Origin of the sequence: Mesorhizobium ciceri WSM4083 (assembly GCF_000519305.1) — a bacterium.
In the GTDB taxonomy this organism is placed as follows: domain Bacteria; phylum Pseudomonadota; class Alphaproteobacteria; order Rhizobiales; family Rhizobiaceae; genus Mesorhizobium; species Mesorhizobium ciceri_B.
The window spans coordinates 368141-381624 of the sequence record NZ_JAFG01000003.1 but is presented as its reverse complement, the minus strand read 5'-3'; the positions used below and the strand labels follow the sequence as shown (position 1 = coordinate 381624).

Sequence of the window (13484 nt, the reverse complement as noted above, 5' to 3'; positions counted from 1 at the left end):
CTACGCGCCGATCCACCTTCTCCCACAAGGGGAGAAGGGAAGCTTGTGTTACACCGGCCTATAGACTCGCTCCGCCGTGTTCCAGAAAATATCCGCCTCTGCTGCCGCGCCATGTCTGGCCACAGCATCGCGGTGCGCTTTGATCAGCTCGGCGTGGCTGGTCCACAGTTTCTCGATCGGGAAGTTCGAGCCGAACATCAGATGGTCGGCGCCGAGGATGTCGATCGCGTTGTCGACGATGTAGGCGATCAGCAGGGGATCGTTGCGGTGGACGAAGGTGCCGAGGCCGGACAGCTTGGCGTAAAAATTGGGCGCCGCCGAGAGCGTGCGCAGGCCGGCCTTCCAGGCTTCGGTGGTCTCCGGCTCCATGCCGGTCAGCATGCCGGCATGGGTGAGGATGAAATTCGTTTCGGGGTTTTCGCCGACCAGCGTCAGGCCGTCCTTCATCTGGGCGGGGAAGAGCTGCAGGTCGAAGGACAGGTCATAATCCTTGAGCCGCGCCACATTGGCGCGGACCTTCGGGTCGATCACCTGGTCGGCCGAGGCGGCGAAACGGAAGGCCGGCGTCTCGTGCCAGTGTAGCTGCATGCGCACGCCGCGCAGCAGCTTGTATTTCATCAAGCGATCGATCTGAGGCCTGATATCGTCGACGGTCATGTCGGTGTAGCCGACGATGGCATGCGGCCAGCCGGTCTCATCAGCGGTCTTCTGCAGGAAGGCGACTTCCTTCTCGAAATCCTCCTTGGCCCAATTGGTCTGGACATAGACGGCTTTCTCGACACCGGCGCCTTGCTGGTCAGCCAGAAATTCCTCGATCGGGTAGTCGCGCCGGATCGGCTCGTAGGGGCCGAAGATGCGTGGCACCATCGGTCCGACCAGCCAGGGCTGGTCCTTCTGGCGCCAGATGTGGAAATGCGCGTCGATTGTTTTCTGCATCACGAAACCCTCTTCCAGATTGTCGCTGCCGCCGGGGCGGGGCGGGCGAGCGACAGAATGAAATCGGTTAGACCGGCGAGCGATGAGCCGTCGACCAGATCGTCGAGCGCGGGCAGGATGGCGCGTAGTGCCGCCGTTGCCGGCCGGAAGCGCGGGTCGCCGGCTAGCGGTGTAGCCAGCGACAGCCGGAAAGCGCGGACGCTCAGCCGCCGCATCGCCGTCTCCAGTTCACTATGGTCGCCCCGCTCCAGCGCGTCGGACAGGATGACGATTGCGGCACCGCGTGCAAACGACGAGAAGCGCGGCACCGAGAGGAAGGCGAGCAGGGTCGGCCCCATGCGGGTGCCGCCGTCCCAGTCGTCGACCTGGGCGGCGGCGCGCGCCAGCGCCTGGTCGCGGTCGCGAATGCGCAGCGCCGACGTGATGCGGGTCAGTCGGGTGCCGAAGGTGAAGATCTCGGCACGGTCGGCGCCCTGTACGGCGGCATGCGCCAGCTTGAGATAGTCCGCCGTGTGCAGCTTCATCGAACCGGACACGTCGATCAGGATCAGCAGCTTGCGCGGCACGGTCTGACGGCGGCGCAGCAGCGGCGAGGGCACATCGCCATCGGCGCTGACGATTTCGCGCAGTGAGCGGCGCAGGTCGAGCTTGCCGCGCGAATGTGTGCGCACGGTGCGGAAGGAGCGGCGGGCGGGCAGGGCGGAAGCGAGCCTGCGGCGGAAAGCGGCAAGGCCGTCATCGTCGCGCTGGAAGTCGCGGCTGCTCAATTGCTCGAGCGCCGAGGACAGCTCGCCGCCGTCTTGCTGCTGTTCCGCCTCGATGCGTTTGTCGTCGGCGCCGCCATCATCCTTGATGCGAGTTTCCTCGTCGGCGTCGCCTTCGACCAGGGCGGATGTGTTGCCATAAAAGTGGCTCTGGAAATGCGCCTCGAATTCGTCGCGGCGATCGGGCGGCGGCGCCAGCGTCGCGAGCGCCGCCTCGCGGATGTCTGCCATCGAGCGCGGCCCGAGCAACGTCACCGCCTGCATGAAACAGGAGACTTGTTCGGGGGCGATGGCGAAACCATAGCGGCGCAGCAAGCGGCCGAAGCTGAGGAAGGGCGCAGCGGCACGAGGCAAGCTTGTTTCCCGCATCATTGCGTGGCGCCCCCCTCTGTCCTGCCGGACATCTCCCCCTCAAGGGGGGAGATTGGCAGGTTCGACGCTTCGCTCTGTTCGGCGACGTCAGCGATTAGCGAAAGCGGGGATGACATCTGATCTCCCCCCTTGAGGGGGAGATGCCCGGCAGGGCAGAGGGGGGCGCTCTCCCGCCAGCATTGCAAAATGACCTCCCGCGTCACGCCAGCGCCTCCTTGACAATCCGTCCAAGCTCCGGCGCGATGTAGGACAGATCCTCCTCGTCCTTGATCAGCACGCCGATGGCGCGGCGGAAGGCTTCCGGCCACGGGCTGCCGCCTTTTTCCAGGATGGTCGCGGCATTGGCCCATTCGACCGCCTCGGCAATGCCGGGTGGCTTGGCCAGCGGCCGGGCGCGGATGGTCTGCACGGCTGCCGCCACGGCGAGCGCCGTTTCTTCAGCCACATTGCCGGCGCGCAGCATGATGATGGCGGCCTCGCGCTCGGCGTCCGGATAGCCGATCCAGTGGTAGACGCAGCGGCGGCGCAGCGCTTCGGCGAGCTCGCGGGTGCGGTTCGAGGTCAGTATGACGATCGGCTGTGCGGTGGCGCGGATGGTGCCGCGCTCGGGAATGCTGATCTGGAAGTCGGAGAGGAATTCCAAAAGCAGCGCTTCGAATTCGTGGTCCGAGCGGTCGATCTCGTCGACCAGCAGCACGCGCTGCTCGGGCGCCTTCAGCACCTGCAGCAGCGGCCGGGCGATCAGGAAACGGTCTTCGTAGATGTCGATCTCATGCTCGCCGGCATGGCGGATGGCGAGCAACTGGCGCTGATAATTCCATTCGTAGAGCGCATGCGCGGCGTCGATGCCTTCGTAGCATTGCAGCCGCACCAGATCGCGGCCGAGCAGCGCGGCGATCGCCTTGGCGGCTTCCGTCTTGCCGACGCCCGGCGCGCCTTCGAGCAGCAGCGGCTTGCCCAGTCGGATCGCCAGGAAGATCGCGGTCGAAAGGCTTTCATCCGCCAGATAGCGCGAGGCGGCCAGATGCTGCGCCACCGCCTCCGGCGAGGTCGCGACAGTCTCGGCGCTTGTTCCAGTCATTTCGGCCCTCAGTTCGCCGCTTGCGCCTTCAGCGCGCGCAGGATGCGCTCCGGCGTGATCGGCAGCGTGTCGATGCGCACGCCGACGGCGTCGAAGACGGCATTGGCGACGGCGGGGATCTGCGGGTTGGCGCACATTTCGCCCGGCCCCTTGGCGCCGTATGGCCCGTCCGCCGAGGGACGCTCCAGCACGATGATTTCGGTCTCGGCGAGATCGCCGGGGCCGGGCATCAGATACTGGTTGAAGTCCGTGCCGCCATGGTCGCGGTTGGGATAATAGGGCTCGGTCGTCTCGTAGAGCGCATGGCTGATGCCCATCCACGAACCGCCGACCAGCTGCTGTTCGACCATTTTCGGGTTCAGCGCGCGGCCGATCTCGAAGACGTTCTTCACCGTCAGCACGGTGACCTCGCCGGTTTCGTCGTCGACCTCGACCTCGGCCACGGTACAGGCATGCGCGTAGCAGGTCGACGGCTTCATCGCGCCGGTTTCTTTCTCGGGATAGGAGCGCGGGATCAGGAACATGCCGCGGCCCGAGATCGAGCGGCCGCGCTTGAAATGCGCCGACAGCGCGACATCGAACATCGAGATCGATTTCTGCGGGGCGCCCTTGACCAGGATGTTGCCCTGGCCGTCGGTCTCGAGGTCGGAGGCGTTGACCTCCAGCTCCTCGGCTGCCACTTCCAGCATCACCTGGCGTGCTTCCCTGGCCGCCTGGATGACGGCGTTGCCGGCGCGGTGCGTGCCGCGCGAGGCAAAGGTGCCCATGCAGTGCGGGCCGGTGTCGGTGTCGGCGGTGTCGACGACGACACGGTCGGTTGGTACGCCGATCGTCTCGGCGCAGATCTGCGCCATGATCTGCTTCATGCCCTGGCCGAGATCGACCGATGACAGCGTCACCATGAAATTGCCTGTCGGCGTCGAGTGCACCAGCGCCTGGGTCGGGTCGCCGCCGAGGTTCATGCCGGTGGGATAGTTGATCGCGGCAACGCCGCGTCCACGCCTGATCGCCATCTCAAGCTCCCTTCACGTAGGACGACATCGCCATGTATTTCTCCGCCACTGGCCAGTTGGCGGCGCGCGATGCTTCCTGCATGCATTCGATCAGCGCGGCGCCCTCGGTCGGCTGGCGATGCGCCTTCATGTCGCCGTCGCGATAGGCGTTGATGAAGCGGAATTCGAGCGGGTCCATGCCGATCAGCCGCGCCAGCTTGTCCATCTGCACCTCCAGCGCAAAATCGCCGATGGTGACGCCGAAGCCGCGCATGGCGGATGAGGGCGTGCGGTTGGTGTAGACGCAGTAGGTGTCGATCCAGACGTTCGGGATCGTGTAGGGGCCGGGATAGTGCCCCGCGCCCTTCTGTGCGCCATAGGGCGAGTGGCGCGAATAGGCGCCGGCATCGGTGTATCCGGTGACCTTGCGCGCGACGATGCGGCCGTCTTTCATGACACCGTCCTTGATGACGACCTTTTCAGCGGCGCGTGGCGACGAGATCTGCATCTCCTCCTCGCGGCTGTAGATAAAACAGACTGGTCGTCCTGTTAATTTTGCGCCGAGGATTGCGATCGGCTCGACGATGACGTCGACCTTGCCGCCAAAACCGCCGCCGACGGTGCCGCCGACGAAATGCAGTTTGCTGCCCGGCATCTGCAGGATGATCGAGGTGTTGTCGAGCGTGAAGAACATCGCCTGCGTGTTGGTGTAGCAGGTGAAGCGGTCATTGCCCTCGGGCGCCACCACGCAACCGGTGGTCTCGGTCGGCGCGTGTTCTATCGGTGACGACTGGTAGCTTTGCTCCAGCACATGGTCGGCCCCAGTGAAGCCCGCCTCGACGTCGCCGAAGCGCACCTTGCGGCACTCGCCGCTGTCATAGAGGTAGTAATTCTGGCCGTGATATTCGTTGACCAGCGGCGCGCCGGGCTTCAGCGCCTCCTCCATGTCGAAGACAGCCGGCAGCACCTCGTAGTCGACCTTGACCTTGGCGGCGGCCTCTTGTGCCGCGCGCTCGGTCTCGGCCAGCACCGCCACCACGGCCTCGCCCTTCCAGCGCACCTTGCCGTCGGCCAGCACCGTCTCGTCCTCTGGCCCGACCTGGATCAGGATCAGGATGGTGTAGACATTGTGCGGCACGTCCTTGGCGGTCAGAATTTTCACCACGCCCGGATGCTTTTCCGCCTCCGAGGTGTCGATCGAGCGGATGCGGGCATGGTGGTGCGGACTGCGCACCATCTTCAGATGCAGCATGCCGGGGAAATTGCGGTCGGCGAAAAAGGCGGTCTTGCCGGTGACATGGCCCGGCGAATCCGAGCGCGGCCGCGGCTGGCCGATCTCGTGCAGATCATCCTTGCGGACATCGGCGAAGTAGCTCTTGCGCAGTTCCATTCTTTTGGACCCCTCAGGCCGCGTTCTGCGAATTGGCGCGGGCGGCGGTCAGCACCGCCTGGATGATCGGCTCGTAACCGGTGCAGCGGCAGATGTTGCCCGATAGCGCCTCGACCACCTCGTCGCGGCTGGGGTTGGGCGTGTGGTCGAGCAGCACCTTGGCCGCCATGATCATGCCCGGCGTGCAGAAGCCGCATTGCGTGGCGAACGTGTCGAGGAAGGCGCGCTGCAGCGGATGCAGCACACCATTTTCTGAAAGCCCCGACGTGGTGCTGATGACGGCGCCATCGCAGGTCTCGGCCAGCGTCAGGCAGGAGAGCCTGAGTTCGCCGTCGATGATGACCGAACAGGCGCCGCAAGTGCCTTGGTGGCAGCCGCCTTTCGGCGAAGTGTCGCCGACCTTGTCGCGCAAGGCGTTAAGCAGCGTCGTGCCGCTGTCGACGAATTCGGCCTTTTCCGAGCCGTTGAGTGTGAATTGAACCGGAACCTTTGCCATATTTTCCTCCCAGCGCGCCTGCCCGAAGCATCGGACAGACGCGCGCCCCCCGAACGAGATATTATGCGAGCAGCAGCCGGCCGAGATGGACCGGCAGGACTTCGTTGCGATACCAGGCGCTGGCAATCGGATCGGTGATGGGCCAGGTGCCATCACTGGCTGCGGCCAAAGCCGGTGCGATGCCGTCCTTGGTCAAGCTACGACCGATCAGCGCTTTTTCGGCTGCTCTGGCGCGCATTGGCCGATCGGCCATGCAGCCCAGTGCAATCCGTGCCGCAGACACGGTGCCGTCTGGCGCCTGTTGGAGCACGGCGGCGATGCTGAGCACCGAGACGCCCTTGGGCTTGACCCTCGACACTTTCAGGAAGCGGAAACTGTCGGCCTTCGGAAGCGTGAAGTTCACGGAAGTGACGACGGCGCGGCTGCCGTCCCGATTGGCCAGGAAAGTCTCGATCGGCGTTTCGCCGCTATCGGTGCTGACCGTGGCATCGAGCGCCAGCAGGGCAACGGCGAAATCGCCATAGGGAGCCGGGGCAAACAGATTGCCGCCGACGGTCGCCATGTTGCGGATCGCCGGGCCACCGACGGCGCGGGCGGCCTTGGCGAGCGTGCCGAGTTCCGGATGGCCGGCGATCGTCGCCATGGTCACCGAAGCGCCGATGCGGACTTTATCGCCGGCGACGGCGATGGTGGACAAAGACGGCTCGGTCGACGTGACAAGGCCGGAAACCGAAACGTCGCCTTCATTGGCCGCGCGGACGACCAGCGTGCCGCCACCGAGATAGCGTGTGCCCTGGGCTTTCAGTGCCGCGTTCGCGTCTTTCACCGTTGCAAAAGTCTGCAGTGCCAGCGCCATGGTTTGGCTCCTGTCAGCTCTGGCCGGCGAAATGGCTTTTCAGGGCGTTGAAGCCGCCCTGAAAGACATTGGCGCCCATGCCCTCGGCCAGCTTGTCTGCCTCCTCGGGCGCGGCGTCGAAGCTGGCGGTCCATTCGGCGTAGGTGCGGTCGCCATCGGTGACGCGCCGCAGCTGCAGGGTCGCCTTGTGGTTGGTCAGCGGCTGCGGTGTCTCGAGGATGGAGTAGCTGACCAGGAAATTCTGATCGGAGAAGTCGAGCAGCTTTTCGCGCAGGCGGGCGCCGCTGGCGAGCTGGAAATTGCGCACGCAGCCGATCGTGTTGGCGTCCTTGCCGTCTTCAATATGGCTTTCCACCATGCGCGGATGCCAGTCCGGCAGCCCGTTGAAGTCGCGTATGCGCGCCCAGACCTTTTCGACCGGCGCGTCGATGACGCTGGAGATGGTGACTTTGGCCATTCAAATGTTCCCTTGCAAAAGCGATCCGGTGCAAGGGTAGGGCGGCCATTTCAGCGACGCTTATCAATGCGTCTTGAGCGTGTATCAAGGAGTCTGAAAAACAGTCGACCTTGACTAAACGAGGACAGGCTCAGGCAATCGCCCGCGCGGCCTCGCGGTAGAGCGTCGGCGGCACGCCGACATGGTCGCGGAAGAAGCGCGAGAAATTGCCCTGCGTGGTGAAGCCGAGATTGCAGGCGACCGAGATCAGCGGTTCCTGCGACCATTGCAGCTGCCGCACCGCTTCCTCCATGCGCAGCGTGTTCCAGTAGACATTGGGCGTCAGATTGGTCTGTTCCTTGAACAAAGCGAAGAAATGCGGTCGCGACAGGCCGACGCTGCGCGCCACGTCGTCGAAGCAGATGCGCTCGCAGACATTGGCCTTCATCAGCTGGATTGCCTTGCGGACACGAAAATCCTGCATGGTGTTGATGCGGACACGGGCCTCCTGCGGCGCCGAGGCGTCGGCGGCGTCGAGCACGCTATCGATGAAACGCTCGATCTCGTAGTTGGCGATGTCGTCGATGCTCTCATTGTCGCTGAGGTGGTCGAGCAGATTGGCGGCGGCCTGATGCAGCCACGGTTCCAGCGTGATCGCGGCTTGTGAAAACAGCGGCGCCGACGAAGGCAGGTCGCGGCGGCGCCGCGCCCAGTCGGCATCGATGTAGAAGGCGAGAAACAGACCGGGCGTCCCGTTTTGCGACAGAACATGGCTGTGCGGCTGGAAGGAGTTGATGCCGGCGGCCATTCCGGGTCCAAGCCGGACGGTCTCGCGGCCGATGGTCATTTCGCCGGCCGTACCTTCCAGCCAGATGATCAGATGGGCCTCGACATGGGCATGGGTGACGAAGTCGCTTGCGACATTCAGGATAGAAACATGTCCGAACCGGCCCCAGTAGAGCCTGATCGCTTCCGTCATGGGTATATCCTCCCGCAGACGACTGGCCTCCCTTCGCCTGCAACAGGGATTGTGCGGCCGAGTTCGGGGCCGCGTCAAGACGCGCCGGGGCGGCGAGGGCGAATGACGGCCAGTGAGGCCGGATTTTCAGACTGAGCGATAGGCACTGGAACGAATAGCGGTCGGGAGAATTGCCAACGTCAAACCGAAGCCGTCATGCCGCCATCGACATACAGCGTATGGCCGTTGACGAAAGACGAGGCGTCGGAGGCAAGGAACACTGCGGCGCCGATCAACTCGTCGACATTGCCCCAGCGCCCGGCCGGCGTGCGCTTTTCCAGCCAGGCGGAAAATTCGGGATTGTCGACCAGCGCCTGGTTCATCTCGGTGCGGAAATAGCCGGGTGCGATCGCATTGATCTGCAGGCCGTGTTTGGCCCAATCGGCGCACATGCCCCTTGTCAGGTTGCGGATCGCGCCCTTGGTGGCGGTGTAGGGCGCGATGTTCGGCCTTGCCAGTTCGCTCTGCACCGAACCGATGTTGATGATCTTGCCCTTGCCGCGCGGGATCATGTGGCGGGCGACCGCCTTGGCGGCATGGAAGGCGCCTGACACATTGGTCTTGAACAGGCGCTCCCATTGTTCCTCGGGAAAGTCCTCGAGTGGCGCGCGGAATTGTATGCCGGCATTGTTGATGAGGATGTCGATGGCGCCGATCTCGGCCTCGATGCGGGCAATATCCTCGTTGACCGCCTGAAAATCAGTGACGTCGAAGGTCGAGGCGTGCGCCTTGAAGCCGGCATTGCGCAGCTTTTCGACGGCGCCGCCGATCCTGGCGGAGTCGCGGCCGTTCAGCACCACGTTTGCACCATGTTCGGCCAGGCCCCGAGCCAGCGCGAAGCCGATGCCCTGGCCGGAGCCAGTCACCAGTGCCAGCCGCCCCTCGAGGCTGAACAGGGAGTTGGCCATCAACTGTCGGCTTAGTCGCTGCGGCGGAAATTGCGGATGCGGTCGAACAGCACCGCCAGCAGGATGGCGCCGCCGATGAACACACCTTGCCAGAAGGCATTGATGCCGAGCAGGCCGAGGCTGTTGCGGATCACCTCGATCAGGGCCGCGCCGACGATGGCGCCGAAGGCGGTGCCGACACCGCCGGCCAGATTGGCGCCGCCGATGACAGTTGCGGCGATCACCTGCAGCTCCATGCCGGTGCCGAGATTGGTGGTGACGGCACCCAGCCAGCCGGTCTGGATGATGCCGGCAATGCCCGCCGACAGCGCTGAGATCATGTAGACGGCAACCTTGATCTGGCGCACCGGAACGCCGGTCAGCGTTGCCGCGTGCTCGTTGCCGCCAATGGCGAAGATGTGGCGGCCGAACTTGGTCCAGCGAAGGATGAAGCCGGTGATCAGCGCCAGAAGGATCATGTAAAGCACCGGATTGGCGATGCCGAACACCCAGGCGCCGCCGCCCAATGACAGAAGTTTGGCGTGGTCCGGCCCGAACTGGAAGACGACCGTGTTGTTGGAGGCGACCATGGCGAGGCTGCGGGCGATCGACAGCATGCCGAGCGTCACTACAAAGGGTGGAAAGCCGAGATAGGCGATCAGCACGCCGTTGAAGGCGCCAATGGCGAGCGCGGTGGCGATCGAGGCCAGGATGCCGACCTCGATCGAGTAGCCGGCATGCATGGTGACAGCCAAAATCATCGACGACAGGCACAGCACCGAGCCGACCGAGAGGTCGATGCCGCCGGTGATGATGACGAAGGTCATGCCGAGCGCGATAATGGCGACGAAGGTGATGTTGCGGGTGATGTTGTAGAGGTTCTTCGACGTGGCGAAGGCATCGGTGGCAAACGACAGGAACACGCAGGCGAGGATGACGGCGATCACCACCCAGAAGGTCTGGCTGGCAAACAGCCTCGCGGCCAAGGATTGCTGCTTGTGTTCGATCGGCTGGTCAATTGTCAGTGCCATCGTCGACCTTCATCTGCTGTGCGTGGTGAAATTCGCTGAAATCAAACCTGTTCGATGGCGCCGGTGATCAGCCCGGTGACTTCCTCGGGCGAACTCGACGCAATCGTCTTGTCGGCGACCTTGCGACCGCGCCGCATGACGATGACGCGGTCGGCGACGGTGAAGACGTCGGGCATGCGGTGGCTGATCAGCACGACGGCGATACCCTGATCGCGCAAATGGCGGATCAGGTTCAGCACTTCGGCGACCTGGCGCACCGAGATCGCGGCCGTCGGTTCGTCCATCAGCACGATCTTGGCCTGCGACAGCATGGTTCGGGCGATCGCCACCGCCTGGCGCTGGCCGCCCGACATCTGCTTGACGAGGTCGCGCGGACGGGTTTCGGACTTCAATTCGGCGAAGAGCTGGCCGGCCCGCTTGTACATCGAGGCATAGTCGAGGATGCGAAACGGTCCGACGCCGCGCCGCAGCTCGCGGCCGAGATAGACATTGGCGGCGGCGGTCAGATTGTTGCAGAGCGCAAGGTCCTGGTGGACGATCTCGATGCCATGCTGGCGGGCTTCCGCCGGCTTGTGCAGGATCAATTCCTTGCCGTCCATGTGCATGGTGCCATGGCTCGGGCGGAAATTGCCGGCGATCATCTTGACCAGTGTCGACTTGCCGGCGCCGTTGTCGCCCATGAGGCCGACCACCTGTCCGGGCTCGATCGACAGCGACACGTCGTTGACCGCCTGGATGGCGCCGAAATGCCTTGAGATGTTGGTGAGTTCGAGAACCGCCACCAGCCTTTGCCTCCCCGTGATTTGCGACCTGCCGCTGTTCCCGGCGTGGATGCCGACGCTGCTTTGGCCTCGCTCTCCCCGGCTCCTCCCGAAGACGGCGTTAGCGTTCTTTTACGCAAAAGCCGGCGCACGTCAATCAATTGTCGGACGAATTGGGCCAGGACTATTTTAAAAATCCGTTTTGTAGGACAAATAGCATTGACGTTGGCGCCAAGCCGATATTAGCTAAGCGTCGGAGGAGATTATGCCGATCCCCGCTGGCGGTTCGCCGGCCGGAATCGGCGGAGGTTTGACGGCCCAGCATCCGGCGGCACCTGTGTGTGAGCCGATCTGAAGCCGAATCTGGAAATGCTTATCGATCTGTCCTGGCGATACGAGCGCTCGCGAAACGACCCTCGGTCATCACGCATCCGGTCGATCTGTATGGCGGGCACGCCGTGTCCGTTTGTTTCAAGGGAGGACTGACATGAGGAAGACACTTTTGCTCGCCGCCGTCGCCGCCATGGCGTTGGGTGCCGGGCCGGCTTTGGCCAAGAAACAGCTCGTCATTGTCGTGAAAGGTCTCGACAATCCGTTTTTCGAAGCCATCCACCAGGGCTGCGAGAAATGGAACAAGGAAAACGCCAGCTCGGAATATGAATGCTTCTACACCGGTCCGGCGTCGACTTCGGACGAGGCCGGCGAGGCGCAGATCGTCCAGGACATGCTGAGCAAGGCCGACACGGTGGCGATGGCCATCTCGCCGTCCAACGCGCCGCTGATCGCGCAGACGATCAAGAGCGCCAATCCGACGATCCCGATCATGACGGTCGATGCCGATCTCAGCAAAGAAGACGCAGGTCTTCGCAAGACCTATCTCGGTACCGACAATTACCTGATGGGCAAGAAGATCGGCGAGTACATCAAGAAGGGCAAGCCGAATGGTGGCACGATCTGCACCATCGAAGGCAACCCGGCAGCCGACAACATCCTGCGCCGTGCGCAAGGCATGCGTGACGCACTGTCGGGCAAGGAAGGCCTTGCCGCACTTGCCGGTGAAGGTGGCTGGACCGAAGTTCCCGGCTGCCCGGTGTTCACCAATGACGATGGCGCCAAGGGCGTGCAGGCGATGACCGACATCCTCGCCGCCAACCCCAAGCTGGACGCCTTCGGCATCATGGGCGGCTGGCCGCTGTTCGGCGCGCCGCAGCCCTATCGCGATCTGTTCGGACCGCTCAAGGACCGGATCGCCAGCAACGACTTCGTCATCGGCGCCGCCGACACGATCGGCGACGAGATTGCGATCGCTCGTGACGGCCTTGTAACGGCTCTGGTCGGCCAGCGGCCGTTCGAAATGGGCTACAAGGCACCGTCGGTGATGATCGACCTGATCGAAGGCAAGGCAGTCGCCGATCCGGTGTTCACCGGCCTCGACGAGTGCACCAAGGATACGGTCGATACCTGCATCCAGAAGTAGGTTCTCGATTTCGGGGCGCCCGGTTGCGGGCGCCCCGTCATTCCTGAACGGAAGCGATCATTCCCGAACGGACGCAATGGTTGGGGCAACCGGCTCCGGCTTTGCCGCGCCCGTGCTCTGGATTTTTCGGCAACGAGATCGGCGCCCGTGCGGTTCGGACCAGTCCGGACGACAGACGGTCGACGCATTGGAACGTGGATGCCGGACGAGAAATCAAGCAAGCGAACCGACCGGGCCAAGGCACAAGCCAGCCACGGCCCGGCTGTCATGCGCAAGGCTGGTGCCGCGCATTTTGCGGGAGCGAGCGTCCATGTCTCGCTGGCCGGCGAGATTGGCCTGCGGATCGTGCGTGGCGACTATCCGCCTGGCACCATCCTGCCCAACGAGTCCAGATGGGCCGAGATCTTCAATGTCAGCCGTTCGGCGGTGCGCGAAGCCATCAAGATGCTGATGGCGAAAAGCCTGCTGGCCTCACGCCCCAAGATCGGCAGCTGGGTCGAGCCGAAGGAGCGCTGGAACTTGCTCGACCGCGACGTGCTGGCCTGGTACGCGACGGCGCCCGACCGCGAGGCGTTCCTGCGAACCGTGCAGGAGTTTCGTCATATCATCGAGCCGGAGGCGTCGGCCTTTGCCGCCATACGGCGCAGTGACGAGCAGATGGCGGAAATCAGCCAGGCCTGCCGCGAGATGGGCGAGGCCTTGAGCCTGCAGGAGCGTATCCGTGCCGATACGCGCTTTCATCTGGCCATCCTGCGCGCCTCCGGCAACGACCTCCTGGTGCCGCTCGGCGTGCTGATCGAGTCGGCGCTCGACCATCTCTTCGCATTCACGACACAGCAGGTCGCCGATCAGCGCCAGGCGCAGAAGCTGCATGAGGCGATCGAAAAGAACATCCGCCTGCAGCGCCCCGCCGCCGCGCGCAACGCCGTGCACAAGCTGCTTGCGGATACCGATGAAGGGATCGGGCGCTGGAGGCGGTGATCCACG

14 protein-coding genes are annotated in these 13484 nt (G+C 64.0%); 2 read left to right on the top strand and 12 right to left on the bottom strand.

Going from position 1 to position 13484, the window contains the following annotated elements:
- Window positions 1–48: 48 nt before the first annotated feature.
- The 12 genes from MESCI2_RS0101790 to MESCI2_RS0101730 form a co-directional block, all read right to left on the bottom strand.
- On the bottom strand, window positions 49–936 hold the full coding sequence (locus MESCI2_RS0101790; RefSeq protein WP_027035055.1) for an amidohydrolase family protein: 888 nt from the start codon (window positions 934–936) through the stop codon (window positions 49–51).
- Entirely contained in the window at window positions 936–2072 is a 1137-nt protein-coding gene (locus MESCI2_RS0101785) for a VWA domain-containing protein (protein ID WP_027035054.1), read from the bottom strand. Before MESCI2_RS0101785 ends, MESCI2_RS0101790 begins: the two co-directional genes overlap by 1 nt.
- Window positions 2073–2271: 199 nt before the next feature.
- On the bottom strand, window positions 2272–3153 hold the full coding sequence (locus MESCI2_RS0101775) for an AAA family ATPase (protein WP_027035052.1): 882 nt from the start codon (window positions 3151–3153) through the stop codon (window positions 2272–2274).
- A gap of 8 nt (window positions 3154–3161) precedes the next feature.
- Window positions 3162–4166, bottom strand: a complete 1005-nt coding sequence (locus tag MESCI2_RS1000000139125; protein ID WP_027035051.1) for a xanthine dehydrogenase family protein molybdopterin-binding subunit — start codon at window positions 4164–4166, stop codon at window positions 3162–3164.
- Between the two features lies 1 nt (window position 4167).
- Window positions 4168–5535 (bottom strand): xanthine dehydrogenase family protein molybdopterin-binding subunit, encoded by a 1368-nt coding sequence (locus MESCI2_RS1000000139120; protein WP_027035050.1) that lies wholly within the window; start codon window positions 5533–5535, stop codon window positions 4168–4170.
- A gap of 13 nt (window positions 5536–5548) precedes the next feature.
- A complete protein-coding gene (locus MESCI2_RS0101760) occupies window positions 5549–6031 on the bottom strand; it encodes a (2Fe-2S)-binding protein (protein ID WP_027035049.1) in 483 nt (160 codons plus the stop codon).
- A gap of 61 nt (window positions 6032–6092) precedes the next feature.
- A complete protein-coding gene (locus tag MESCI2_RS0101755) occupies window positions 6093–6887 on the bottom strand; it encodes an FAD binding domain-containing protein (protein WP_027035048.1) in 795 nt (264 codons plus the stop codon).
- Window positions 6888–6900: 13 nt separating this feature from the next.
- Complete coding sequence (locus MESCI2_RS0101750) at window positions 6901–7344, bottom strand: SRPBCC family protein (RefSeq protein ID WP_027035047.1); 444 nt, start codon at window positions 7342–7344, stop codon at window positions 6901–6903.
- Window positions 7345–7474: 130 nt separating this feature from the next.
- Window positions 7475–8302: an AraC family transcriptional regulator gene (locus tag MESCI2_RS0101745; protein ID WP_027035046.1), complete on the bottom strand. Its 828-nt coding sequence runs from the start codon at window positions 8300–8302 to the stop codon at window positions 7475–7477.
- A 179-nt stretch (window positions 8303–8481) separates the two neighbouring features.
- Window positions 8482–9249 (bottom strand): SDR family oxidoreductase, encoded by a 768-nt coding sequence (locus MESCI2_RS0101740; protein ID WP_027035045.1) that lies wholly within the window; start codon window positions 9247–9249, stop codon window positions 8482–8484.
- Between the two features lie 11 nt (window positions 9250–9260).
- Entirely contained in the window at window positions 9261–10259 is a 999-nt protein-coding gene (locus MESCI2_RS0101735) for an ABC transporter permease (protein WP_027035044.1), read from the bottom strand.
- A 41-nt stretch (window positions 10260–10300) separates the two neighbouring features.
- Window positions 10301–11041: an ATP-binding cassette domain-containing protein gene (locus MESCI2_RS0101730; protein ID WP_013530854.1), complete on the bottom strand. Its 741-nt coding sequence runs from the start codon at window positions 11039–11041 to the stop codon at window positions 10301–10303.
- A 466-nt stretch (window positions 11042–11507) separates the two neighbouring features.
- On the opposite strand from MESCI2_RS0101730, the gene MESCI2_RS0101725 reads away from it, so the two are divergent.
- The gene (locus MESCI2_RS0101725; RefSeq protein ID WP_027035043.1) at window positions 11508–12497 is read left to right on the top strand and encodes a sugar-binding protein; all 990 of its coding nucleotides are present in this window, start codon (window positions 11508–11510) and stop codon (window positions 12495–12497) included.
- Window positions 12498–12695: 198 nt separating this feature from the next.
- Complete coding sequence (locus tag MESCI2_RS0101720) at window positions 12696–13478, top strand: FadR/GntR family transcriptional regulator (protein WP_013530856.1); 783 nt, start codon at window positions 12696–12698, stop codon at window positions 13476–13478.
- Window positions 13479–13484: the final 6 nt, after the last annotated feature.

What these genes read in the sequence shown, in the direction of transcription:
- MESCI2_RS0101785 (WP_027035054.1), bottom strand. Translation starts at nt 2,072, where the DNA reads ATGATGCGGGAAACAAGCTTGCCTCGTGCCGCTGCGCCCTTCCTCAGC.
- MESCI2_RS0101755 (WP_027035048.1), bottom strand. Translation starts at nt 6,887, where the DNA reads ATGGCGCTGGCACTGCAGACTTTTGCAACGGTGAAAGACGCGAACGCG.
- MESCI2_RS0101760 (WP_027035049.1), bottom strand. Translation starts at nt 6,031, where the DNA reads ATGGCAAAGGTTCCGGTTCAATTCACACTCAACGGCTCGGAAAAGGCC.
- MESCI2_RS0101750 (WP_027035047.1), bottom strand. Translation starts at nt 7,344, where the DNA reads ATGGCCAAAGTCACCATCTCCAGCGTCATCGACGCGCCGGTCGAAAAG.
- MESCI2_RS1000000139120 (WP_027035050.1), bottom strand. Translation starts at nt 5,535, where the DNA reads ATGGAACTGCGCAAGAGCTACTTCGCCGATGTCCGCAAGGATGATCTG.
- MESCI2_RS0101790 (WP_027035055.1), bottom strand. Translation starts at nt 936, where the DNA reads ATGCAGAAAACAATCGACGCGCATTTCCACATCTGGCGCCAGAAGGAC.
- MESCI2_RS1000000139125 (WP_027035051.1), bottom strand. Translation starts at nt 4,166, where the DNA reads ATGGCGATCAGGCGTGGACGCGGCGTTGCCGCGATCAACTATCCCACC.
- MESCI2_RS0101775 (WP_027035052.1), bottom strand. Translation starts at nt 3,153, where the DNA reads ATGACTGGAACAAGCGCCGAGACTGTCGCGACCTCGCCGGAGGCGGTG.
- MESCI2_RS0101740 (WP_027035045.1), bottom strand. Translation starts at nt 9,249, where the DNA reads ATGGCCAACTCCCTGTTCAGCCTCGAGGGGCGGCTGGCACTGGTGACT.
- MESCI2_RS0101735 (WP_027035044.1), bottom strand. Translation starts at nt 10,259, where the DNA reads ATGGCACTGACAATTGACCAGCCGATCGAACACAAGCAGCAATCCTTG.
- MESCI2_RS0101745 (WP_027035046.1), bottom strand. Translation starts at nt 8,302, where the DNA reads ATGACGGAAGCGATCAGGCTCTACTGGGGCCGGTTCGGACATGTTTCT.
- MESCI2_RS0101725 (WP_027035043.1), top strand. Translation starts at nt 11,508, where the DNA reads ATGAGGAAGACACTTTTGCTCGCCGCCGTCGCCGCCATGGCGTTGGGT.
- MESCI2_RS0101720 (WP_013530856.1), top strand. Translation starts at nt 12,696, where the DNA reads ATGCCGGACGAGAAATCAAGCAAGCGAACCGACCGGGCCAAGGCACAA.